At 72.0% G+C, this 24,076-nt stretch carries 17 protein-coding genes; 11 read left to right on the top strand and 6 right to left on the bottom strand.

The features are described from left to right. Nucleotides 1-71: 71 nt before the first annotated feature. Nucleotides 72-1,958: an aconitase family protein gene (locus WMF19_RS22540; RefSeq protein WP_437330608.1), complete on the bottom strand. Its 1,887-nt coding sequence runs from the start codon at nt 1,956-1,958 to the stop codon at nt 72-74. 637 nt (nt 1,959-2,595) lie between these two features. On the opposite strand from WMF19_RS22540, the gene WMF19_RS22535 reads away from it, so the two are divergent. From WMF19_RS22535 to WMF19_RS22515, 5 genes are all read left to right on the top strand, one after another. Then, on the top strand, nt 2,596-2,943 hold the full coding sequence (locus tag WMF19_RS22535) for a roadblock/LC7 domain-containing protein (protein ID WP_272099801.1): 348 nt from the start codon (nt 2,596-2,598) through the stop codon (nt 2,941-2,943). Then, nucleotides 2,940-3,407, top strand: coding sequence for a type II 3-dehydroquinate dehydratase (locus tag WMF19_RS22530; RefSeq protein ID WP_437901658.1), 468 nt, complete (start codon nt 2,940-2,942; stop codon nt 3,405-3,407). Before WMF19_RS22535 ends, WMF19_RS22530 begins: the two co-directional genes overlap by 4 nt. A 39-nt stretch (nt 3,408-3,446) precedes the next feature. Then, on the top strand, nt 3,447-3,980 hold the full coding sequence (gene accB / locus WMF19_RS22525; RefSeq protein ID WP_437900960.1) for an acetyl-CoA carboxylase biotin carboxyl carrier protein: 534 nt from the start codon (nt 3,447-3,449) through the stop codon (nt 3,978-3,980). A 21-nt stretch (nt 3,981-4,001) separates the two neighbouring features. Next, entirely contained in the window at nt 4,002-5,348 is a 1,347-nt protein-coding gene (gene accC, locus WMF19_RS22520) for an acetyl-CoA carboxylase biotin carboxylase subunit (RefSeq protein ID WP_272099797.1), read from the top strand. A 209-nt stretch (nt 5,349-5,557) separates the two neighbouring features. Continuing rightward, nucleotides 5,558-9,394 (top strand): FAD-dependent oxidoreductase, encoded by a 3,837-nt coding sequence (locus WMF19_RS22515; protein ID WP_437900959.1) that lies wholly within the window; start codon nt 5,558-5,560, stop codon nt 9,392-9,394. A gap of 144 nt (nt 9,395-9,538) precedes the next feature. Here the strand turns inward: WMF19_RS22515 and yhbY are convergent, their stop codons facing one another. Beyond that, on the bottom strand, nt 9,539-9,841 hold the full coding sequence (yhbY, locus tag WMF19_RS22510; protein WP_437900958.1) for a ribosome assembly RNA-binding protein YhbY: 303 nt from the start codon (nt 9,839-9,841) through the stop codon (nt 9,539-9,541). A 378-nt stretch (nt 9,842-10,219) separates the two neighbouring features. On the opposite strand from yhbY, the gene WMF19_RS22505 reads away from it, so the two are divergent. From WMF19_RS22505 to meaB, 3 genes are all read left to right on the top strand, one after another. Further along, entirely contained in the window at nt 10,220-11,014 is a 795-nt protein-coding gene (locus tag WMF19_RS22505) for an arginyltransferase (protein ID WP_437900957.1), read from the top strand. A gap of 62 nt (nt 11,015-11,076) precedes the next feature. Then, the gene (locus WMF19_RS22500) at nt 11,077-11,379 is read left to right on the top strand and encodes a hypothetical protein (protein WP_437900956.1); all 303 of its coding nucleotides are present in this window, start codon (nt 11,077-11,079) and stop codon (nt 11,377-11,379) included. Between the two features lie 66 nt (nt 11,380-11,445). After that, nucleotides 11,446-12,522 carry a methylmalonyl Co-A mutase-associated GTPase MeaB gene (meaB, locus tag WMF19_RS22495; protein WP_437900955.1) on the top strand — a complete coding sequence of 359 codons (1,077 nt, stop codon included), beginning with the start codon at nt 11,446-11,448 and terminating at the stop codon, nt 12,520-12,522. A gap of 51 nt (nt 12,523-12,573) precedes the next feature. Here meaB and WMF19_RS22490 read toward each other — a convergent pair whose 3' ends face one another. The 3 genes from WMF19_RS22490 to WMF19_RS22480 form a co-directional block, all read right to left on the bottom strand. Next, a complete protein-coding gene (locus WMF19_RS22490; RefSeq protein WP_437900954.1) occupies nt 12,574-12,870 on the bottom strand; it encodes a hypothetical protein in 297 nt (98 codons plus the stop codon). 150 nt (nt 12,871-13,020) lie between these two features. Then, nucleotides 13,021-13,818, bottom strand: a complete 798-nt coding sequence (gene nth / locus WMF19_RS22485; protein ID WP_437900953.1) for an endonuclease III — start codon at nt 13,816-13,818, stop codon at nt 13,021-13,023. 121 nt (nt 13,819-13,939) lie between these two features. Continuing rightward, nucleotides 13,940-15,124, bottom strand: coding sequence for a Fic family protein (locus tag WMF19_RS22480; protein WP_437900952.1), 1,185 nt, complete (start codon nt 15,122-15,124; stop codon nt 13,940-13,942). On the opposite strand from WMF19_RS22480, the gene WMF19_RS22475 reads away from it, so the two are divergent. Then, nucleotides 15,078-15,986 carry a hypothetical protein gene (locus WMF19_RS22475; RefSeq protein ID WP_437900951.1) on the top strand — a complete coding sequence of 303 codons (909 nt, stop codon included), beginning with the start codon at nt 15,078-15,080 and terminating at the stop codon, nt 15,984-15,986. The genes WMF19_RS22480 and WMF19_RS22475 overlap by 47 nt on opposite strands. Nucleotides 15,987-16,081: 95 nt before the next feature. Here the strand turns inward: WMF19_RS22475 and WMF19_RS22470 are convergent, their stop codons facing one another. Further along, the gene (locus tag WMF19_RS22470) at nt 16,082-21,379 is read right to left on the bottom strand and encodes a protein kinase domain-containing protein (RefSeq protein ID WP_437900950.1); all 5,298 of its coding nucleotides are present in this window, start codon (nt 21,377-21,379) and stop codon (nt 16,082-16,084) included. A 310-nt stretch (nt 21,380-21,689) separates the two neighbouring features. Between WMF19_RS22470 and WMF19_RS22465 the strand changes: the two genes are divergently transcribed. Together WMF19_RS22465 and WMF19_RS22460 are read left to right on the top strand one after the other, a co-directional pair. Then, nucleotides 21,690-21,989 (top strand): FtsB family cell division protein, encoded by a 300-nt coding sequence (locus tag WMF19_RS22465; protein ID WP_437330597.1) that lies wholly within the window; start codon nt 21,690-21,692, stop codon nt 21,987-21,989. A 314-nt stretch (nt 21,990-22,303) separates the two neighbouring features. Beyond that, complete coding sequence (locus tag WMF19_RS22460; protein ID WP_437900949.1) at nt 22,304-23,941, top strand: hypothetical protein; 1,638 nt, start codon at nt 22,304-22,306, stop codon at nt 23,939-23,941. The last annotated feature ends 135 nt before the right edge of the window (nt 23,942-24,076 follow it).

Below are 24,076 nucleotides of genomic sequence, written 5' to 3'. Positions count from 1 at the left end.
GCTCCCCGGTCCCCGGTGGAAGGCGGCTCCCGCTCTGTGGGGGCGGCCTCGCCACCGGGATCTCGGCCCGGCTACCTCGCTGGTTTGCTCGAGCTGGCCGGCTGCCGCACGGTGCCCGCGTGGGTCCAGCTCCGCTCCATGCCGGTCGCGAGCCAGGCCACCTCGACGCGCTCGCTCCCGAAGATCGCCGCGACGCGATCGCCCCACTGCGCGGGGGCGGGGAGCTCCACGCTCTTCTGCTCCTTGATGCTGCCGAGCGCCTCCGTGCCGACGAGGAACGTGGCGATCCCCTCGCTCGCGAACGCCGACACCGCGGTGCTCGGGACGAAGGGCGCGACCACCGCGCGCACCGTCGAGAGATCGGTCGCGCGCTCCGCGACCGCCCGCACCTCGTCGAGCGTCGACAGGACGAGCGCCACGCCGCCGGCCGCCTTGCCCTCCGCCGGCGCGGCCTGCCCCTGCTGATCCGCGGCGGCCGCCGCGGGCGCCTCGACCGGGGCAGGGGCGGCGCGCCCGGGTGCCCCGACCGCCGCGTGTCCGTTCACCTTCGGCACGCCGGCGAGCACGTCGAGCGTCAGCGGCCCCTTCCACGGCACCGCCGCGGGCGCCGGCGGCGGCTTCTTCGTGCTCACCTGCTCCCCCTTCTTGTCGCGGAGGATCAGCACGTCGTCGGTCGGCAGCGCCCGCGGCACGGTCACCCGCACCGGCCGCTTGAACGACCGCGGATCGCCGACGGCGCCGGTGGCGACCGCGTAGGCGAGGGTCTCCGCCGAGGCCACGACGAACGACGGCGCCCCGGCGATGCGCGGCTCCGGATCCGCCGTGCGCAGCGACAGGCTGCCGGGCGGCGGCGGGTAGATCTCCGACGTGACGACGCGCCTGTCCGGCTCGACGATGCGCGCGCCGGTCGCGACGAGATCGACGAGCGCGCCCGACTGCGCGAGCACCTCGAGCACCTGCCGCGACGGCGGCGCGACGAGCAGGTCGAGCCGCGACGGCACACGCTTCGACTTGAGCAGCAGCGCGGCCGCGAGCATGTCGCGCAACGTCACGCCGGAGTCGCCGCCGAGGACGACCTGCGCCACGGGCTTGCCGGCGAGATCGCGGACGGGCCTGACCACGCCCTCCTCGTCCATGAGCAGCGGATCGACCGTGCCGAGATCGATCGAGACGACCTCCTCGCACGGCGCGCCCGGGTCAGGCACGAGCGCGCGGTGGGCCTTCGACCTGCGCTGATCGCGGAGGAAGACCTCCGTCTTCTCGTCGCTCACGAACAGCGCCGCCGCCGCGCCGACCTGCGGCGCGATGCCGCAGAGCACCGCGCGGTCGCCCACGGAGAGGAGCCGCGCGCTCGGCCCGGCGAACTCGAGGATCACCGGCGCGTGGTGCTCGCCTTCGATGCGGCGCACCACCTCGTCGAGGTTCCTGCGGAGCAGCTCGAGGGCGACGTCCCTGGCGCAGACGAAGGGCCGCACCCTGCCCGAGAGGTGGATCTGCACGCTGCGGGGCGGCCGGAGCCAGATCGAGCCCGTGGCGAGCGCCTGCCCGAGCTGGCTCGGCGAGACGACGAGCGACAGCATGCCGATGCCGCCGACGGTCGTGAGGCGCGGGTCGTCCGTGAGGGCGAGCCGCGCCGGCGCCGCGAAGCGCTCCAGGTGAACGGGCGCAGGGAAGCCGATGCCGGGCCGCGCGATCGGGATGTTGTAGGTCGGGAACTCGGGCGACACCGAGTGCGGGCTGCCCTCGTCGATATCCGCGAGCGAGCTCGCGTCGGCCACGCAGGTGCCGTCGTAGGCGACGGCGACTTCGACCGGCGTCTTCTTCATGCCCGTGGCGATGGCCTCGGCCAGCGCGCGCGACGGCGCCCTGGAGAGGATCACCTGGTCGACCTTGACCTGGACGAGATCACCGCGCAGCTGAGGATCCGCCGCCCGCCCGGCGAGGATCTTCTGGGGCATCGTGCGGGGGGGATCCCCGGCTCGAGCACGCATAGATGTTGGGCCGTCCTTGTTTTTCTTGATGAGATGGCGGGTACGGCGCACGCCGCTCCCGACCACGTTTGACGTCGGCCCCCCGGCGAGACGCGCCGGTGGGATCCGCCTCCGGGCCTTGCCGCGAGGCGAAAGAACGGCCGCACGTTAGCCGCTCGCCTGGACGAGGGTCAAGGCGTGCTTTGGAGCGGGCCCCCAGGGGCGGGAATCGCCCGGCTGGGACCAGGATGCAAGAGGCAAAGCGCCCGCCCGGTCCAACGTTTCGCAGCGCTTCGTCTGTCGCGTCTCGTGGCGTCTCGTGGCGTCTTGTCGCGTCGGTTGCGTGGTTGCGTCGGTTGCGCTCGTCCCGCTGGTCCGGTGGCAGGCGGCCGGATCGAGCTTTCGTGGCGCTGCGCCCGCGCTCCTTCGCGCCGCTGCCGCGCAGCGCCATCCGCCACCGCCGCGCGCGGCCGGTCGCCATCGGCTCCGCTCGCGCGCGGCCGAGCGGGTCGGGCGACGATGATGAGCGCCGGCTCTCCCGGGCTGCGGCGCGAGATGCCGGCCCAGGTTCGTTTGTTTTCCCGATCGTGCCGCGCTTGGGTAATCTCGGCGCATGTTCCAGGCCGTGCTGAAGGAAGTCGTAGAGAACACCGAGGGCGGCATCGCGACCCTTCTCATGGATTTCGAGGGGATCCCGGTCGACAGCTATTCCAAGCCGGGGGCCGCGTTCGACATCACCACCATCGGCGCGGAGTTCAGCGTCGTGTTGAAGTCGATCCAGCGCGCCGCCGAGATGCTCGACGCGGGCAATGCCGCCGAGATCGCGATCCAGGCGGAGAAGGTCACGACCCTGATCCGCGTCGTGAACAACTCGTACTTCGTGGCCTTCTCGATGACGCCCGACGCGAACATCGGCAAGGCCCGGTACCTCCTGCGCACCAAGGTGCCGGTGCTGCTGAAGGAGCTCGCCTGAGCGGCTTCAGCATCTCGGTCATCTCCGGGCCGAACCTCGATCGACTGGGCAAGCGCGAGCCAGCGATCTACGGCAAGGCCACGCTGGATGACATCCACCGCGCCGTCGAGGAGGCCGCGAAGGGCCACGGCGCCACGGTGTCGTGCATGCAATCGAACTGCGAGGGGGAGCTCGTGACCGCGATCAGCCACGCTGGCGATCGCGGCTTCCACGGCATCCTCCTCAACGCCGGTGCCTACACGCACACCTCCATCGCGCTCTATGACGCGATCCGCGCGAGCGCCCTTCCTACCGTCGAAGTGCACATCTCCAACCCGGACGGCCGAGAGCCGTTCCGCCGTCGCTCCCGCATCGCGCCTGCGTGCATGGCGCGCGTCGCGGGCTTCGGTGCGAGCTCGTACGTCCTTGGGCTGATCGGCCTGCTCGGGCATCTGGAGAAGCTGCGATCCGACGAAAGAGGTTGAACATGCGCCGTCACTCTGGTTGAAAGGCGGCAAACATCGATGGCCGAACGTCCTTCCATGAACATCAACCTCAAGCAGTTGCGGGCGCTGGTACGCATCTTAGAGAAGCGCAACGTGAGCGACTTCGAGTTCGAGGACGAACACGTTCGCATTCGCCTCACGCGCGGAGGCGTCATCCCGCAGGGCGCGGCGCCGCACCTCGCGCCCGCCGCCTTCCAGATCCACAGCGCGCCGGTCGTCGCGCCGGCGTCGCCGCCCGCGGCGGCACCTGCGCCGGCTGCAGCGCCCGCGCCGGCGGCCCCTGCCGCGCCCGCGGCGGCGAGCGACGAGGGGATCTCCTATGTGACGTCGCCGTTCGTCGGCACGTTCTACCGATCGCCGTCGCCCGACGCGCCCCCGTTCGTCGATGTGGGCAGCGCGATCCGCGTGGGTCAGGCGCTCTGCATCATCGAGGCGATGAAGCTGATGAACGAGATCGAGGCGGACTCTCCGGGCACGATCGTCGAGATCCTCGTCGACAACGGCAAGCCGGTCGAGTTCGGGCAGCGTCTCTTCAAGGTGCGGAGCAGCTAGCGCTGCCCGGGCGAGGGTGCCGTGTTCCAGAAGATCCTGATCGCCAATCGCGGCGAGATCGCGATGCGTGTCATCCGCGCCTGCCGCCTGCTCGGCATCCGCACGGTGGCCATCCACTCCGAGGCGGACGCCGCGGCGCTGCACGTCCGGTTCGCGGACGAGGCCGTGTGCGTCGGCCCGGCCGAGGCGTCGAAGAGCTACCTCAACATCCCCCAGATCATCGCGGCCGCGGAGGTCACGGGCGCCGACGCGATCCATCCGGGCTACGGGTTCCTCTCGGAGAACGCGAAGTTCGCCGAGCTTTGCAAGAAGTGCCGCCTCACCTTCATCGGGCCGACCGCGGAGGCGATGCGGACCTGGGGCGACAAGGTGTCCGCGCGCGAGGTCGCCAAGCGCTTCGGCATCCCCATGCTCAGCGGCACGGGCGTGCTCAAGAGCGCGGCGGACGCGGCCGAGCAGGCCGAGCGCGTCGGCTATCCGGTGATCCTGAAGGCCTCCGGCGGCGGCGGCGGCAGGGGCATGCGCATCGTCCGCGAGGCCGGCGAGGTGCAGCGCTCGTTCGAGATCGCGACGCAGGAGGCCCTGAGCGGCTTCAAGAACCCGGACGTCTACCTCGAGCGCTACGTCGAGGCGCCGCGCCACATCGAGTTCCAGGTGCTCGCGGATCAGCACGGGGGCGTGTGGACGCTCGGCGAGCGCGAGTGCTCGCTCCAGCGCCGGCACCAGAAGGTGATGGAGGAGTCGCCCAGCCCGGCGATGGACAACGAGAAGCGCTCCCGGATGGGCGACATCATCAGGGGCGCGATCCTCGAGACCGGCTACACCGGCCTGGGCACGCTCGAGTTCCTGATGGATGAGCGGGGCGAGCTCTTCTTCATGGAGATGAACACCCGCGTCCAGGTCGAGCACCCGGTCACCGAGATGGTGACCGGCGTCGATCTGGTCGCGCAGCAGATCCTCGCCGCTGCCGGCGAGCGCCTCTCGCTGCCCGACACGCGGCCCTGGAGCTTCCGCGGCCACGCCATCGAGTGCCGGATCAACGCCGAGGACGCGCGCTCGTTCGTGCCGTGGCCGGGCCTCATCACCGAGTACCACTCGCCCGGCGGCGTCGGGATCCGCGTCGACTCCGGCGTGTACGGCGGTTTCCGCGTGCCGAGCTCCTACGATTCGCTGGTGGCCAAGGTGATCGCGCACGGCGCGAACCGGGCCGAGGCGATCGCCAGGCTCCGGTGCGCGCTCGACGAGTTCATCATCGGCGGCATCCGCACAAACATCCCGCTGCACCAGGCGCTGCTGCGCGATCCAGAGGTCGTCGCGGGCAACATCTCGACGCACACGATCGAGCGCGTCGTCTCGCAGGGGTTCTGACGCTCCGCGCTGCCGGTCGCCACGTCGCTGAGCGCGCAGCCGTTGCGCGTTCGTCGAGCTGACAGACGCAATCCGATTGCGATGATTGTTGCCCGAGCGACAGGTCGAAGGTGCGCCAGGTGCTACCTTACGTCGCTCTCGAGGCCGCGTGGGCAGGCCATCGTCGGGTGAGCGAACCCTCCTTGAAATAGAAAGCATTTGTCGCGGGTATGGAAGCGAACGCTGGAGTGCAGGCTGACTTCTCTTCGTGGGTGCAGGCGACCTCGGATGCCTCCGAGCTCGAGCTCGGGCTCCCTGGTTTCGGCTACGCCGACCTCTTCGACCCCGCGAAGCTCGCCGAGCTGACGGAGCGCTTCGAGGAGTATTTCCACGCGGCGGACGAGGGCGCCTACGCGCGCTTCGACGCGTACAGGGCCTCGCTGCGCGCGGCGCAGGCGGAGGCCTCCGGCGCCGAGGGCGGCGCGAGTCGGCCCGCGCTCACGCCGGAGCAGGTCTCGGAGGCGCTCCTCGCGGCGGCGCCCCACGTCGGCCGCTTCGTGGCGATGCTCTTCCGGGTCGAGCGGGAGACGCAGGCGCAGATCGACGCGACCCTCGAGCGGAGCGCGCTCTGGGACTTCAAGCGCGAGTTCTCGAAGAAGCGCCTGTTCAAGCCGAACCCGGGGAAGGCGTGGCGGGGCACGCACGTCGAGGCGGCGCACGCGGCGCGGCGGTCGCTCGCGGCCGTGGGCGCGCCTGCGAGCGCGCTCGACGGCGGCTCCGCCGCGGAGGAGCTCGCGATCGCGCGCGCGACGCTCGCCCTGATCGAGGTCGACGAGATCGCCCGCAAGGCCGCCAAGGCCGGCGGCGCGAAATGGACGGACGAGCTCCGCGAGCGGGCGGCGAAGGTGCGCGCGGCGCTACGGGAGGACCAGGCGCTCGCCGAGAGCGTGGCGCCGGCGGCGGCGGTCGCCGGCGCGGAGCCGACGGAGGCCGAGGACGGGGCGGTCGTGGCGCTCGCGCTCGACGCCGTCGAGGCGTGGCTCGCGGCGCGCCGCGCGGACGAGCACGATCCGGCGCGGCGGTGGCCGACGCTGAAGGCGCCGCGCACGCTGGACTACCAGGAGCTCGTCCAGCTTCAGAGGAAGGGCGCGAACGGCAGCCCGGGCTCGGCCGAGCTCCTCGTCGGCCCCGAGCACGAGCGGAGGGATCGCGACGGCTTCGCGCTGACCGACCGCCGCGCGCCGCCGCGCGAGGTCGAGAGCCAGGTCGACTACTGCCTCTTCTGCCACGATCGCGACAAGGACTCGTGCTCGAAGGGCCTGCGCGACAACAAGACCGGGGCGATCAAGGCGAACCCGCTCGGCGTCGAGCTGAACGGCTGCCCGCTCGACGAGAAGATCAGCGAGATGCACACCATGCGGGGGCGGGGCGAGTCGATCGCCGGGCTCGCGCTCGTCTGCGTCGACAACCCGATGTGCCCCGGCACCGGTCACCGCATCTGCAACGACTGCATGAAGGCGTGCGTCTTCCAGAAGCAGGAGCCGGTGGACATCCCGCAGATCGAGACCGCGGTGCTCACGGACGTGCTGTCGCTCCCGTGGGGCCTCGAGATCTACGGGCTCCTCACGCGCTGGAACCCGCTCGACGCGCTGCGGCCGCACGCGCTGCCGTATAACGGGAAGAACGTGCTCGTCGTCGGCCTCGGCCCGGCCGGCTACACGCTGTCGCACCACCTCACGCGGCAGGGCTTCGCGTGCGTGGCGATCGACGGGCTGAAGATCGAGCCGCTGCCCGTCGAGCTCACGGGCGACGAGTCGCGCCCGCCGCGCCCGGTCAAGGATTTCAAGCGGCTCTACACGGAGCTCGACGAGCGCGTCCTCCTCGGCTTCGGCGGGGTGAGCGAGTACGGGATCACGGTGCGATGGGACAAGAACTTCCTCACCGTCCTATACGTCACGCTCGCCCGACAGCGGCTGCTGCGGATCCACGGCGGCGTGCGGTTCGGCGGGACGATCGATCTCGACGACGCCTTCCGGCTCGGGTTCCACCACGTCGCGATCGCGGCGGGCGCGGGGCGTCCGACGATCATCCCGCTCAAGAACAACCTCGCGCGCGGCATCCGCAAGGCGTCGGACTTCCTGATGGCGCTCCAGCTGGCCGGGGCCTACAAGCGCTCGGCGCTCGCGAACCTCCAGGTGCGCCTGCCGGCGGTGGTGATCGGCGGCGGCCTCACGGCGATCGACACCGCGACGGAGCTCGCCGCGTACTACGTCGTGCAGGCCGAGAAGACGGCCGATCGGCTCGACGCGCTGGTCGCGGAGCGCGGAGAGGTGGCCGTCCTCGCGATGTTCGACGAGGAGGAGCGGGAGTTCCTGGCCGAGCAGCGGCGCCACGCGGAGGAGATCCGCGACGAGCGCGCGCGCGCCGCGCGCGAGGGGCGCCCGCCGCGGTTCCAGGGCCTGATCGACGCGTGGGGAGGCGTCTCGCTCGTCTACCGGAAGCGGCTCATCGATTCGCCGGCGTACCGGCTGAACCACGAGGAGGTCGCCAAGTCGCTCGAGGAGGGGATCCGCTACGTCGAGAACCTCGCCCCGGTCGAGGCGGTGCTCGACGAGCGCGGGTGCGTCTCCTCGCTCGTCTTCGATCGGCAGGAGATCGTGGACGGCAAGTGGCGGAGCGCGGGGCAGGCGGTCTCGATCCCCGCCCGCACCGTGTGCGTCGCGGCCGGGACGAGCCCCAACGTCACGTACGAGAAGGAGCGCCCGGGCTCGTTCGTGTTCGACAAGTGGCGGCAGTTCTTCCAGCCGCACCGCGCCTACGTCGACGAGGGCGGCGCGCTCAAGGTGGAGCCGGCCAAGCCGCGGGAGGGCTTCTTCACGAGCTACAACGACGGCGAGCACGCGGTGAGCTTCTACGGCGACAACCACCCCCACTACGCGGGGAGCGTCGTGAAGGCGATGGCGAGCGCCAAGGACGCGTACCCGTCCGTCGTCGCGCTGTTCCGCCACGACATCGCCCGGCTCGGCGAGGAGCCGCAGGCCGCGCGCGACGCGCGGAGGCGCGACCTCTTCGCCCGCATCGATCACGACCTCGGCGCGGTGGTCGAGCGGGTCCAGCGGCTCACGCCGACGATCGTCGAGGTGGTCGTGCGCGCGCCCGCGGCGGCGCGGAAGTTCGAGCCCGGGCAGTTCTACCGGCTGCAGAACTACGAGGTGCGCTCGCCCGTGATCCGCGGCACGCGGCTCGCGATGGAGGGCCTCGCGCTCACGGGCGCGTGGGTCGACAAGGAGAAGGGGCTGCTGTCGCTCATCGCGCTCGAGATGGGCGCGTCCTCGCGCCTGCTCGCCGCGCTGCGCCCGGGCGAGGAGGTCGTCGTGATGGGGCCGACCGGCACGCCCACGGACATCCCCGAAGGAGAGACGGTGCTGCTCGCCGGCGGCGGGCTCGGCAACGCCGTCCTGTTCTCGATCGCGAAGGCGCTCAAGGCGCGCGGCGCCCGCGTGATCTACTTCGCCGGCTACAGGCGGGGCGAGGATCTCTTCAAGCAGGACGAGATCGAGGTGGCGACCGACCAGGTCATCTGGTGCACGGACGGCGGCGCCGAGGTCACCCCGCGGCGCGCGACCGACCGCCACTTCCGCGGCAACATCGTCCAGGCGATGCGGGCCTACGCCGAGCGCCAGTTCGGCGGCGAGCTGGCGGCCCTCTCGGAGGTCCGGCGCATCATCGCGATCGGCTCGGACAAGATGATGAACGCCGTGCGCGAGGCGCGGCACGGCGTGCTGGCGCCGCACCTGGATCCGAAGCACGTGGGCATCGCGAGCATCAACTCGCCGATGCAGTGCATGATGAAGGAGGTCTGCGCGCAGTGCCTCCAGCGGCACGTGGACCCGGAGACGGGCAAGGAGACGCTGGTCTTCTCGTGCTTCAACCAGGACCAGCTCATCGACCACGTCGACTTCAAGAACCTCGCCGCGAGGCTCCGGGCCAACACGGTGCAGGAGAAGCTGTCGAACGCCTGGCTCGATCACCTGCTGGCCGAGCGCCCCACGCTCCGGCACGTGTGACGTCGGCTCCGGGGCCTCGGCGATCCGAGGCCTCGCCGCCGCGGCACGTGGGAAGGCGGCCTCGGCGGCGTCTCGTCGACGTCTCGTCGAGTCGATGCGCCCGAGGCCGCCCATGGGGTGGGCGCGCGCTGCGGGCGCTTGCGCTCAGCTGCCCGCGGGCAGCTTGATCTTCGGCTCCTTGGGGTGGCGCCTGTACAGCAGGATCGTCCGTCCCAGCGTCTGCGCGACGGCGGCGCGGAGCTTCTGGGAGAGGGAGTCCGCGACGTCGTCCAGCTCGTCCGGGCACTCGGTGCCCAGGCGTATCTTCACGAGCTCGTGCCGCTCCAGGGCGGCGTCGACGGCCGTGACGACGCCGTCGGTCAAGCCGGCCTTGCCGAGCTGCACGACCGGGTCGAGGTGATGCCCCAGCGCGCGGAGGTGGCGGCGCTGCTTTCCTGTCAGATCCAAAGCGTTCGGCCTTTCTTGAGGCGCTCGCGCGACTCGGGCGCTCGATGGTGGATGGGACGTCCCTGTCGCGGTCGCGCGCGCGGTCATACTGGCCTCCGGGCCGAGCGAAAAGGGCGCGCCGCGCGGGCTCGGGCTCTTCGCGCAACGCCCGGATCGCCCAGGCCCGGAGCCGGAAAACCGGAGGATGCAGCGTACGTGGGTAGCACGTGGGTTTGCATGGGTAGATGTGCGACACGGGCCAGCGGGGCGCAAGCGGGCGGAGCTCTCAGCGGGCCCGGGCCGCTCTGGGTTTTGCTTGACGTGGCAGTGCAACAGGCATCCCCTTGATCTAGCGGCCGGGAGCTCGATGGGGGATCGAGCGCTCGGATCGACACCGACATGGGCTCATCGAGCGAGCGAGATTCGGTAGCGGGGCAGGACGCCGAGCTCCCTCGGCTGGACGAGGGAGCGAACCCTATCGAGCTCACGGTCCATGACGAGGTGAGCCCCTGTCCGTACCTGCCCGAAGCCGAAGCGCGGATGCCGCTGCGCGTGCCCATCCGCCCGCTCACCCGTGCGGAGTTCGACCAGAGGCTCGTCGCGGGCAACCGTCGCCATGGCAAGCTGCTCTACCGCACCCAGTGCCCCTCGTGCCGCGCGTGCGAGCCGATCCGGATCGTCGTTCGTGACTTCGTCCCCGGCCGCACGCAGCGCCGGGTGCTCCGCCGTGGAGAGCGCGTGGTGGACGTGGAGATCGGCCCGCCCGTGACCACGCGAGAGAAGATCATCCTGTACAACCGGCACAAGCACGGCCGGGGGTTGATGCGCGACGATGGCCCGCTCGGCGCCGCGGGGTACGAGGCGTTCCTCGTGGACAGCTGCTGCGAGACGTTCGAGATGCGCTATCGCGTCGGCGGCCGTCTCGTCGGGGTCGCCGTCGTGGATCGGGGGCAGGATTCCCTGTCCGCGGTCTACTCGTTCTATGAGCCCGAGCTGGAGCCGCTGAGCCCCGGTGTCTTCTCGATCCTGAAGCAGCTCGAGCTGTGCCGCTCCTGGGGCCTCCGGTACCTGTACCTCGGCCTGTACGTCGAGCGCTGCTCGCGGCTTGTCTACAAGGCGCAGTACCTGCCGCACGAGCGGCTCATCGATGGCCGCTGGCGGCGCTTCGAGCGGCAGCCGCGCGCGGCGCCATGACAGAAGCACGTCGCTGAATTTTGCGAGCGCGCCGCCCGGCGTCCCGTGGCAAGGACGTACCCATGTGGAATCGCGCTCTCGCTTTCACCTCGTGCGCTGTGCTCTGGGCTCTGCTCGTCGTCGCGTGCGGCGACACGCGGCCGATCTTCGACGCCGTCGGGGGCGCCGGGGGCGCCGGCTCGTCGGCGGGCGGGGAGGGCGGAGCAGGCGCCGGATCGTCCGGCGGCGGCACGGCCGGCGGTGATGGCACGGCCGGCGGCGGCACGGCCGGCGGCGGCACGGCCGGCGGTGATGGCACGGCGGGCGGCGGCGGTGATGGCACGGCGGGCGGCGGCGGCGGCACGGCCGGCGGCGGGGCAGGGTAGGTAGGGCGACGCCGCGTCGGCCGCGGGCCGGTTGTGTTCCGGCATCGCCGGGCCTAAGCCGCTCGCGTGCATCCGCTCGCAGACAAGGTCCTCGCCCGCGAGACGCGCGCGACGGCGCGGGCCTGCCGGCTCGTCGACGACCGCGTCGGCGACTATGCCGCGATCCTGAAGGATCTCTTCCCCCATACCGGCCGCGCCTGGATCCTCGGCGTGACGGGGAACCCGGGGGCAGGCAAGAGCACGCTCACGGATCGGCTGATCGGCGTGTTCCGGGGGCAGGGCCGCCGCGTCGCCGTGGTGGCGGTCGATCCCACGAGCCCGTTCACCGGCGGCGCGATCCTCGGTGATCGCATCCGCATGCAGGCCCACTTCAGCGATCCCGACGTGTTCATCCGGTCGCTGGCGACCCGGGGCGCGCTCGGCGGGCTGTCGCGCTCGGTGGTGGACGTCGTGCGGGTGCTCGACGCCTGGGGCGCGGACGTCGTGCTGGTCGAGACCGTCGGCGTCGGGCAGGACGAGCTCGAGATCACCCGGATGGCGCACACCACCCTGGTCGTCGCCGCGCCGGGGATGGGCGACGAGGTGCAGGCGATCAAGGCGGGCATCCTGGAGTGCGCCGACGTCTTCGCCGTGAACAAGGCCGACCGGGACGGGGCCGACGCGGCGGTGCGCGATCTGGAGCTCATGATCGCGCTCGGCGGAGAGGTGGCGGCGGCCTCCGGGCGGGCGCGCGGGCACAGCGCCGCGGCGCTCCACGCCCGCGCGCAGGGGGCGCCACCTCCCGGAGGAGAGCCAGTCGAAGGGCCGTGGGAGCCCGTGATCGCGCGGACCGTGGCCACACGTAACGAGGGCGTGGCGGCGCTCGTGGACAAGCTGGAGGGGCACCGAGCGTGGCTGTTCGGGACCGAGGCCGGCGCTGCGCGCCGTGAGGAGCGCCTGCGCGAAGCGATGCACGTGCAGCTCCGCGACGCGCTCACCGACGCCGCCGTCGCCGCGCTCGGCCCTGCGCTCGAGGCCGCGGTGCACGCCGTCGCGCGGCGCAAGGTCGACCCCTACACGGCGTCGGAGCAGCTCGTCGCGGCCTTCCGCAGCGCTGGCGCCGTCGTGCCCGGCGCCGCCGTCGCGCCCGGCGGCGGGACCTGAGCCGGCTGCCACGAGGCCGGGCGGCCGGCTCAGGTAGGGCGCCCGGTGCTACTAGTCGATGCAGCGATTCAGAGCGTCGTTCTCGTACTTACAGGACGTACTCCATTTATCGTCGCGGTTGCAGACCCCGGTGTCGTCCTCGCACTCCAGGAGAGCGTCGTACTCGTCGACACAGTCGCGGCGGTCGGCGTCTACGTACCTGTGATCATAGCGATCGAGGCAGTCGCCGTACTCGCGGTCGCTGCACCCCTCGCAGTCGCACTTGTAGTCGCAGAGATCGTCCTCCAGAGGGCTGCACGCGGCGGTGACGAGGCAAGCGAGGGCGAGGATCAGGTGCGGAGCCTTCATTGGCCCAAGTTTATCCCGCGCCCTCGGCTCCAGCGCGATAAACAGCTCGCTGGGCGCCGGGCGACGATGCGCCGCGTTCGCCTGCTTTCACCTTCCATCGGTGCGCTCGACACCCAGCTTGTGCGCCGAGGCGCCGAGCGCGGCTGACGTTCACGGCGCGGCGCCGCGGCGCCGCGGCGGCTTGCGCCCCACGTTCTCTGCGTGGAATGCGCTCGGGCACGCGTCGCTGATCCCGCAGCCTCCGCACGCTGGCTTCTTCGCGAAGCAGATCCGGCGGCCGTGAAAGATCAGCGTGTGGGACAGCATGTCCCAGTCGCGCCGCGGGAAGAGCGCCACGAGGTCGCGCTCGATCTGCTCTGGCTTGTCGCTGGTCGTCCACCCGAGCCGCTGCGACAGGCGCTGCACGTGTGTGTCGACCACGACGCCCTCCGGCGCTCCGAAGGCGACGCCGAGCACCACGTTCGCCGTCTTGCGCCCGACGCCGGGCAGCTTCACGAGCTCGGCGAGCGTCCTCGGCACCTCGCCGCCGTGCCGCTCGATGAGGCCTCGCGCGAGCCCCACGATGTTCGTCGCCTTCTGGTTGAACATGCCCATCCCGAGCCGCCGGAGGAGCGCGCCCACCTCGGCGGTGTCGGCGCTGGCGAGCGCGCGGGCGTCGGGATACGCGCCGAACAGGTGGGGTGTCACCTTGTTGACCAGCACGTCCGTCGTCTGGGCGCTGAGCACCGTCGCGACGAGGAGCTCGAACGAGGAGCGATGATCCAGCTCGCAGTGGGCGTCCGGGTGCAGCGCGCGCAGCCGCGCGAAGGTGGCCTGCGGCGCGCTCGGCGCTGCGCGCGCCGGCGTCGGCCGAGCCGCGTCGGCGACCGCTGCCTTCTCGGGCCTCGGCGCGCGCGTCTTCGCCGCCCTGAGGGCACCCCCGGGAGCCGCCTTGCTCGGCCGCTTCACCGGTGCGGCGACGCCCTCGTCTCGATGTGGACCTGCGGGATGGACAGCGACCGACGCGGGCGGTCGGCGCGCGCCCCGCCCAGTCAGGGCGAGGTCTCGCGCGCGACCGCCCTCTGCCGTCTCAGCTGACGAAGGCGCGCTTCCGCGTCTCATGCTCATCGAGGAGCTTCTCGACGCTCGCGAGCGCGTTTTCCACCGACTCTTGCACCATCTGCAGCACCGTCGTCGCCGAGCCCTTCAGCGCCTCGTAGTAGCGCTGCCGCTCGGTCGAGTGGATGATCGACGGAGGCAGGCCCGTGCGGAGCAGCAGCATGTTCATGAACAGCCTCGCGACCTTGCCGCTGTCGTTCGGGAACGGATAGACCCGCAGCAGATCGTAGTGCGCGCGCGCGGCGATCCGGATGCCGTTCCGCGTCTTCCGCGTCTCGGGGTCGTTCAGCCAGTCGATGATCTGACGCACCTTGTAGGCGATCTTGTCCGGCGGAGCGTACTCGTGGAAGTAGAGCCGATGCTGGGGGATGTCCTTGCGGTATTTGACCGTCTTGAGATCCCCCTCCTCCGGATGGAGGATCAGGTACAGCTTCTTCATGCAGTCGAGCGTGAGCGGGGCCCGCTTGTTCTCGCCCTGCTCGCGCACGTACGCGATGGCCTCCTTGTGCCGCCGGATGTCATCGTACGTCGGCTGAAGGCTCGAGTCCGTGACGAGCGGCGCCGGGCCGGCGAGGGCCGCGCGCAGCTCGTCGAACGTGTAGACAACCCCTTCGAGCGCGCTGTCGTGGTAAATCCACGACATATCGAGGCTGTCGATGTAGCGCCGCCGGAAGTCCTCCGACTGCGCGTTCAACCGCTGCTCGATGATCGCGCTGCGCTCCTCGATGGTGGCTCGCCGAGGCGGCGGCAGCATCGGCAGCGGCAGGGTGACCACCCGCGGCGCCTCCCGGAGCGGGACGCGACCCGGACGGCGCTCGATCGACGCCCCCGCGCTCTTCCCCTTCGCCCCGCCCGGCCGCGCGCTCTTCTTGTCGGCGACCGGCTTGTCGCTCGTGCGTGACGGCCTGTCGCTCGCCCGGCGCGGTCGCTCGACCTCGCTCGGCGCGGCCTGCTCCGAGACGTCCTTGAGCTTCGGCTTCTCCTTGAGCTTCGGCTGATCGTCGAGCCTCAGCTTCAGCTTCTTGCGGAGCTTCGTCGGCTCTGCCGCCGGCGCCGCGAGCGCCCGCTCGGAGCGCGCCGCGACCTTTCTCCTGACGAGCCTCGGCTTCGTGACCTTGACCCGCACGAGCCTCGGCTTCGTGACCTTGACCCGCACGAGCCTCGGCTTCGTGGCCTTGACCCGCGCGGCCTTCGTCTTCGCGGCCTTCGCTTTCCGCGCCCGCCCGGCGACCGCCCTGGTCTTCGCGGCCCTGACCTTCGCGGCCCTCGGCTTTGCGACCCTGGCGCGGGTCACCCTGGCCTTCGTGGCCTTGGCCCTCGCCGTCTTCGCCCGCGTCGCCCTGGCCTTCGCCGCCCTCGCCTTGACCTTCGTCGCCCTGGCCTTCGCCCTGGCCTTGGTCGTCCTGAGCTTGGCGGCGGTGCGCGTCGACCTGGCCTTCGTCCTGGCCGCGGCCTTCTTCGCCTTCGACGCGCTCGCTCGCTTCGCGGCCGCGCGGGTGGCCTTCTTCGCCCTCCCGACCGCCGCTTTCTTCCTCGCGCCCGTACGGGTTGCCCGCGCCGGTGTGCGCGCCGCCTTGCGCCGCGCCGGGGCCGCCGACTTGCGGGTGGTCGCCCGTTTTGTCGTGGTTTTCCGCCGCTTTGCGGCCTTCACGGCAGCGGTGCGTCGCGCAGCAGGACGAGAGGATGCGGCCTTCCGCTTCGGCTTGCGCGCGGCCGAGCGGGCGGCAGGCTTCGCCTTCCGCGTCCGCGCTGTCGAGGTTGCTCGCCTCGAGCTTGCCGCGCTGGCCTTGGTCGCTCTCTTCCGGTCTTTTTTCGAAGTTTTTCGGGTCTTCTTTGCCGCCATGGGCGTGCTTTCACACAATCGCTCAGGCTGCCCGCTGCCACGCTGCGGCGAGCTAACATACGATCGAAAAGGGCCTAATGCCGGCCAGCAGCCTAGCAATTTGAGGATTTATCCGTCAACCAGTCCGGTGCGGAAGTGGGCAGGAAGCGACATCCCGCAGCTGGATCGCCGATGATCCAGTTGACCCGGCCTGCCAGATTCCGCCGGCGGCGGTCCCGGCCGGCGTAGCTCGAGGCCGGGCGCCAGCGCTCCGCGGCCGAGGGACGGCCCTCAGCTGTCGATGTTGATGCCGAGCCGCTGCCGGATGGCGAAGTACTCCTCGCTGGCCGCGTAGAGCGTGAGCTCCTTGAGCCTCTCCTTGTGGGGCAGGGCGGCGCTCGCCTCGTCGGTCGCCTTGATCATCTCCTGCGCCAGCTCGAGGTCGTTGGCGAGGAGGAACCCCGCGCGGTCGGCCGTCAGGTCGACGCCGGACACCCAGCGCTTCAGGTCGATGGCGCCGGCCTGGAGCAGCTTCGTCACGGCGCTCGCGAGCTGATCGCGCGCCGGCCCGACGAGGATGGGCTCCAGGACGGCCAGGTCGTCCATCACCGGCCCCTCCAGCTCCTTCGTGATCGGGAACGTGGGCGAGATCAGCTTGATCGCCGCGAACAGCCAGGCGCGCAGGCCGGTGCCCGTCGGCACCAGGTGCCGGAGGTACATGCCCGGCCGGTAGTAGGTGAGGTGGCGGGCGGCGATGAACGCGGCGGCCTGCGTGGGCAGGTCCATCTGGAGCGCCGCGGCGCCGAGCACGATCGCCGGGACGTGCGCGTGTAGGAACGAGACGCCGCCGCCGTCGTTCGGATCCTGGAACGTGAGCGGCGGCGAGAGCCCCAGGACGCCCGCCGCGTAGTAGAGCGTCTGCGACATCGGGTAGGGGTGGCGCGAGAGATCGAGCTGGTAGGCGAGCTGGTAACCGAGCTCCTCCAGCGGCTGCCCGTTCTTCCTGAGCACGGCCGGCTCGATGACGCCGAAGACCGCGGTCAGGAGCGGATCCGCGTCGGGGTGGACGAGCGCGGTCGCCCACGCGTCGTCGTCGAGCGGCTGCTGCGCCGCCGCGGCCGTGTCGGGGCGCAGGCGCCGGAAGAAGCGCTCCTCGTCCGGCTCGGCGGCGCTCAGGCAGCAGAGCACCTGGCACAGACAGAAGGCCGCGTCGGCGCGCTTCGCCTCTGTGTACATCTTCCGGAGCAGCCGGTACGCGTCCGGCTTGTACGGGTTGCGCCGCAGGATCGGGGCCTGCGCGACCACCGCCTTGTCCAGGTACTCCGCCGGGTTGCTGGCGTAGAGGTTCACAAGGAGCTCGTTCCGCGCCTCGCTGTCGGGATCGAGCGTCTGCGCTGCCTCGTAGGCGTCGATCGCCTCGCTCGTCCAGCCGAGCTTGTCCTTGTAGAGGGCGCCCAGCCGGTCGAACGTCTCGAGCATCTTCGCCGTGTCGTTCTCCTCGGTCGCCCTGTCGAGCTCGACCTTGAGCAGGCGCTCCACCTCCTCGTGGTCGCCCTTCTCGCCGCGGAGCTCGATCGCCTCCGCGAGCGCCCGGGTGAGCGACGGGTCGAGCGCCAGCACCTCGTCGTAGAACGTGGCGGCCCGGTCGAGATCGCCGAGCTGCCGCGCGCTCACGATCGCCGCCGTGTGCAGGTACTTCGCCTTCTGCCGGCTGTCGTCGATCTTGGCGGCGAGCTTGAGGACGATGTCGACGAGCTTCGACCAGTCCTTCTCCTCGCTGTAGAGCTGCATCAGCTTGGTGAGGATCCTCCGGTCGTCCGGGCGCTCGTCCAGCGCGGCCACGTAGCTCTTCGCGGCGCGCGCCCGGTCGTGGAGGTGCGCGGCGAGCAGGTCGCCGATCTCGAGCAGGAGCGCGCTCCGCTCCTCGCCGGTCACCACGTCGAGCCGCCGGTGCTTGAGGCGCACGACCTCCTCCCAGTCCCCCTTGGCCTCGAACACCCTGGAGAGCAGGGCGAGCGGGGCAGGGGACTCCGGGAGGAGATCGGCGGCGCCGTTCAGCGCGGCGACCGCGCCGTCCGGATCGCCGGCCGCAAGCCGCGCCTCGCCGAGCCCGAGGAGCGCCTCCGCCCGGTCGCGCTCCGGCAGGCCGGCGCCGAAGCGGTCCACGAGGCGGCCGTAGAGCTCCGCGGCCTCCCTGGCCCTGCCCGCGTCGAGGTTGACCCTGGCGGCCCGCGAGAGCGCGGCCGGGTCGTCCGGCGCGAGCGCGAGCAGCGCCTTCACCGTGCCGATCGCCTTGCCGCTCGAGCCGCTCTTGCCGAGCGCGTCGACGTAGCGGAGGAGCAGCTTGAGCCCCTGCTCCTTCGGCAGGACGTCGACCCGGCTCGCCAGGAGCTCGTAGTGCCGCGCCGCCTCGAGGAAGCGGCCCGCCTCGAACGCGAGATCGCCCGAGATCATGAGCCCGGGCACGCCCGTAGGATCGAGGTCGACCGCCCTCGTCGCGGCCTCCGCCGCGCGCCCGTCGTCCTTGAGGCGCTCCCGGAGCAGCAGCGCCATCTCGCCGTACAGGCGGCCCTTGGCGAGGTTGCCCTCCGCGGCCTCGGCCTCGCGCGCGATGAGCTCGACGGCGCTCGTCGCGTCGCCCCGGGCGAGGTAGGCCGCGCGCAGCGCCGAGGACGCGCCCGCGTTCTGCGGCTGCGCGTCGAGGGCCATCTTGTAGCGCTCGATCGCCCCGTCCCGATCGCCCTTCTCCTCGAGCATCTTCGCCGCGCGGATCCAGAGATCGGCCCGGCTCTCCGCGGTCTTCGCCGTCGCCGCGAGCGACTCGATCGCGCTCAGCGCCGCCGCGGCGTCGCCCGTCGCGGCCCGCACGTGCGCGAGCGACTCCAGGGCCCCGGCGTGGTGGGGATCGATCGCGAGCACCCGCTCGTAGGCCTTGCGGGCGCGCTCGGGCGAGCCGACCTGCTCGAGGAGCACGCGCCCCATCGCGAGCAGCAGCTCCTCCCGGCGCCTGTCGTCGGACACGATGACGAGCTGCCGCTCGTAGAGCGACACCACGTCCTCCCAGCGCTCGAGGGCGCGGTAGTGCCGCCCAAGCGCGGCGAGCGAGCCCTCGTGCGCGCTGTCGATCCCGAGGATCGCCTCGAGGGCCTCGGCCGCCTTCGCGTGGTCGAGGAACTCCTCGTCGTGGATGCCGGCGATCCGCTCGTAGAGGTTGATCTTCTGGCGCGGCGTCGCGCTGACGTCGATCTGGCGCGCCAGGTTCTGGAGGAGCGCCGCGTAGCTGCCGGCGCGGCTGTGGATGCGATCGAGCCCGCGCAGGGCCGTCAGGCTGGCCGGATCGAGCTCGAGCGCCGCCTCGTAGCGGCGCGTCGCCTCGCCCAGGTCCCCGAGCCGGTCCTCGTAGAGCTCGGCGAGCTTGCAGATCGTGTCGACGCGCTCCTCGCCCCGCTGCGCCTCCGCGCGCCGCTCGAGGATCTTGGCGTAGCCCGCGTGATCCTCGGCGCGCCGGTAGATCCTGAGCAGCGCCTCGCACGTCCTCGTGTGCCCCGGATCCTCGGCGAAGATCTGCTCGTACAGGTCGCGCGCGCGGCCTGCGTCGCTCAGCTTCGTCTCTAGGAGATCGGCCGCCGCGGCGCGGAGGTCGCGCGCCTCCCCCGGGGTCGCGGCGCGGTCGGCCCGCGACAGCAGCACCTGGACGAGCTCCTGCCACTGCTGGGCGCGGCGGTAGACCTGCGAGAGCCCCTCCAGCGCCTCCTCGTTCGCGGGGTCGAGCCCGAGCACGAACTGGAAGCACGGGATCCCGAGGTCCGCCCGCGCGATCTTCTCCGCATACCAGGGCCCGAGCCGGTTGAAGAGCGCGAGCTTCGCCTCGGCCGGCATCGCCTCGTCGGTGCTCGCCTGGCTCAGGATCTGGAGCGCCTCGGACCAGATCTTCATGTCGCTGCCGGCCGCGCGCTCCAGGTCGACGGCGTAGGCGTCCTGCTCCGGATCCTGCGCGAGCGCCTGGGCGAAGGCGAACACCCCCTGGTCCTTGTCGTCGAGCTCCCGCACGTAGAGGTGCCCGATCTCGTTGAGCGCCCGGGCGCGCTCGCCGGCGGTCTCGGCGCGCTCGCTCCGCTGGAGGAGCATCTCCACGAGCTCCTCGTGCTTACCCAGCGCCTTGCGGAGCTCCTCGAGCGCGCTGAAGGCGATGTCGTCGCCCGGCGCGAGCTCGAGCAGGCGCAGGTAGACCGCCTCCGCCTTGTCGTGCAGCCGCCCCTTCTCGTAGATCCTGGCCGCCCGGAAGTGCAGGAGCTTCTTCGCGGCGACGCCCTGGTCATCGCCCTGGCCGGGCGCCGAGCCCGCGTCGATCTGCTCCGAGGCCATCACGAGCGCCTCGGCCACGCGCCCCGGGTCCGCTCCCCGATCGACGGCCGCCTCGACGGCGAGCGCGAGCTCCGTGTCCATCGGGCTCGCGACGAGCCGATCGATGAGGTCGTTCAGCTGCGCGCCCTCGATCGCCGCCTCCTTCTGCTGCGGCTTGCCGAGCGGCTCGATCGCGTCGAGCACCGCGCGCGTCCCCCTCGGCCGGGCGTCCTGCGCCTTCGCGAGCAGGCGGCCCGAGAGCTCGTCGACGTCCTTGCCCACCCAGCCGCGCGGCGCGACAGCGCTCGGCGGCGGCGGCGGCTCGATGAGGTGCGCGACGGCGATGTCGACAGCGGCGGCGCCCGAGAACACGGGCTTGCCCGTGAGGAGCTCGAAGAGCAGCGCGCCGAAGGCGTAGAGATCGCTCGCGGGGCCGACGCTCTCGCCGCGCAGCTGCTCGGGGCTGGCCGCCTCGACGAGCTCCGGGCTGGACCACCCGGCGCCGAGCCGGTCGCCGCCGACGTCGACGAGGACCGGGAGCGGCTCCCCGTCCTCGCCGCGGGCCACGACGACGTTCTCGAGCTTGAGCGCGCCGTGGACGAGGCGCTGCTCGTGGAGCGCGGCGAGGCCGCCGAGGATCCCTCGGAGCAGCGGCTTCGCCTCGTTGATGTGGAGCGGCCCCGAGCGCGCGAGGCGCGCCGAGAGCGGCAGCCCGTCGACGTGCGCGTACGCCACGAACGCCCGGCCGCCCACGATCCCCGCGTCGACGCCGCTCGCCAGGTTCTCGTGGTGCACCTGCGCGGCCAGGCGGACGTGGGTGAGGTACCTGCGCACCGCCCGGCTGTCCCGGGTCGCCTCGCGCCGGAGCACCTTGAGCGTCCGCGGCTCGGTCCCCCGGGTCGCCGCGTAGACGAGGCCCCGCGGGCCCTCGCCGATTTTTCTCGTGACGATGTAGTCGCCGAACGCCTCGCCTGGCCCGATCTCTTCCGGCAGGCCGAGCCCATGCGCGCCGAGGGCGCGGACGCGCGCGTCGACCTCTGCGCGTGAGGCGATGACGGCATCGATCAACGCATCGATGGCGTCGAGCTCCACGCAATGATCCGTGAGGGCGCGCGCGAAGGAGGCCTTGGAGGCGCTGCCCCCGATCTCGGCCGGGTTGAAGCCGAGGAGGTCGGACGACAGGGCCATCATTTCATCGAGCGAAAAGAGGCGCTCGAGCTCGCCTCGAACGATATCAATGGACATGGGACTCCTCGGGCCGAGCCATCGTGCCGGCGTTGCGCGCGCAGCGGACCTACCGGACGGCGGGGGACGTGGGGCATGCTAGCGAAGCTTGGGGCTCCATGCGACATCCGACGATCGCCTGTTTTGCAGGGCGCTTCCGCGGCGCGCGGCGCGACGGCGGCGCTCGACGTGGGCGCAATCGACGTGGATCGACGTGGCGCGCGGGGTCGTGCTCACCGCGCCTGCCCGCCGAGAGCCCGGGTAAAAGGTAACGCGGAGTTGCAGGAACCCTGGAGGAAAGTTGACAGGAGCGCGGACGACGTGCGAGCGGATGTCTGTGCGTCGAATAGCGCAGTTCCTGGAGCGGACCCTCCCCATCGCGGTGCTCATCGTCGCCGTCGTGGGCGCACCGATCATGATCTTCTCGCCGCAGGGGCTGCCCCGCCTGCGAGAGCTCGAGAGAGAGCTCGCCGACGTCGAGGAGGAGAATGCCGACCTCGGGCGGCAAATCGAGGCCCTCCGCGGCAAGGTGGCGCGCCTGCGCGACGACCCGACCGCCGTGGAGAGGATCGCGCGCGACAACCTGGGTCTCGTGCGGCAGAGCGAGGTGGTCTTTCAGTTCTCCCGCTGAGGATTCGAGGTCTCTCGGCCCTTCCCAGGCCTGTTGTTGTATCGGCCACAGGGCTCCGCCGCGGAAGCGCTCGACGTGAGGGCGTGAGCCAGCGCTCGACGCCAGGACGTGAGCCGGCGCTCGGCGTGAGCGCATGAGCTCGCCTGGCCCGCTCGCTCGCCCAGCGCGCGCCACCGCGCGCCACCCCGCCGCCTGCGCTGGCGAGGGAACGCGCCCGCTGCCCCCCAGCCGCCCGTCCAGAAGGCGCAGCGTCCGTCGTGACCGGATGCGGGGCGCTGCACGCTGGCAGCGTCCTTTCTGGTATTGTGCAGCGAGTGTCGCTAGACCTGGGCCGCCTCCTCATCGCCGCCGGCGCCGTCTCCAAGGCTGAGGTCGAAGCCGCCCTCTTCGTGGCGGTCCTGCGGGGCATCCCGTTCCCTCGCGCCCTCATCGACCGCGCCGCCATCAGCGAGCGCGCCCTCGAGGAGGAGCTCGATCGCCACGGCGGCCTCGCGCTCCGGCAGGTCGTCGGCGCACGCGATCTCGTCGCGCGCTTGCCGCGCGCCATGTGCCGCCGCCTCGGCGCCGTCCCGATCCGCATCGATCCCGGCGTCGGCACCATCGACGTCGCGGCGGCCGATCCGCTCGATCGCCACATCGCCGACGAGTTCAGCTTCCACCTCGGCGCGCCGGTGCGCATCGTCCGCGCGCCGATCACGGCGGTCGAGGAGGCCATCCGCGCCCTGGATCTCGACGAGCGGGAGCAGGTCCCCTCCCGCGCGCGGCGCGCGACCCCGGCGTTTCCGCACGGCGCGCCCCAGTCGACCATCCCGCCGCCGCCGTCGTCCGAGGTGCCCATCCCGCTGATCCGTCGCGCCTCGGTGCCCTCGTTCGACGAGGCGGGCCTCGTCGAGGCGCCGAGCGGCAAGCACGGCCACCGCGGAGCGGCGCACAACGGTCACGCTCAGCGCGCGGACACGCCGGCGGCGCACGAGGACACGATCCTGCCGCTCCGCCACTCGAAGGCGGCCCCCGGCGCGCGCGGCTCTCCCTCGAGCGCTCGCCGCCCAGCGGACGCCGAACGCGGCGCGGGCGGGAGGGCGACCGGGCTTCAGGCGGCCCTGCGCGCGCCGGCGGTGGAGCCGCCCGCCGTCTCCTTTCCGCCGCCTCCGCCCGTGGAGATCTCGCCGCCCTTCAAGCTGCTCGCCTCGATCATGCCCCAGGCCTCGCCTGGCCCCGACCGCGCGCCGGACAGCGCCGGGCGGGAGCCGGCCCCCTCGACGCGGCGCCTCGGCCGGCTGCCGCTCGACGCGCCCTCCGGCCTCCCGCCGCTCTCGCGCCGCCGCTCCGCGACTGCAGAGGCCCCGGCGCCGGGCAGCGGCAGGGCTCGCCCGGAGAGCGCCGCGCCGCCGTCGAGCCGGCGCTCCGGGCGGCTCCCGGCGCTGCCTCCGGCGCCCGAGCCGGAGCTCGCCGATCCCCTCGACGACGATCCGCCGCCGCAGCCCTTCGTCGATCTGAGCGACGTCATCGACGCGCTGTACCTCGCGCGCACGCGCGACGACGTCGTCCGGCTCGCGCTCCGGGGGCTGCGGCTGTTCGCCGGGCGTGTCGCCATCTTCGCCGCGCACCGCGGGGTCTTTCGCGGGTTCGCGTGCAACGCGGAGTTCGGCGACCAGGAGGCGCTGCGCAAGCTCTCCCTCCCGATGGATCAGCCGAGCGTGCTCGCCACGGCCGTGGCGACCCACCTCTACGTCGGCCCGATCCCCGGCACCCCTACCCACGCGCCGCTGCTCGACGTCATGGTCAACCCGAGCCTCGACGTCGCCGCCGTCGCCGTGCAGGTCGTCGGCCGGCCCGCGATGATCCTGGTCGCCGATCGGATCCTCGACACCTCGAGCGGCTCGCGCCGGATGGTCGAGCTCGCGCGCGCCGTCGGCGAGGCGTTCAGCCGGATCCTGTCAGCGCGCGGGTGAACGCCCGCCGTCGTCCCGCGCGACGAGCGCTGCGCGCTGCTCCGACTGTTCCGACGCCACCCTGAACGATCGCGCCGCGCTCGGCGTCCGCGGAGGCGTCCGCGCGTCGTCGGCTGCCACGGCGCTCGCAGCTGC

This window comes from Sorangium sp. So ce124, assembly GCF_051525235.1.
In the GTDB taxonomy this organism is placed as follows: Bacteria; Myxococcota_A; Polyangia; order Polyangiales; family Polyangiaceae; genus Sorangium; species Sorangium atrum.
Note: the sequence above shows the minus strand (reverse complement) of the source record. Positions and strands in the feature narration are given on the sequence as shown.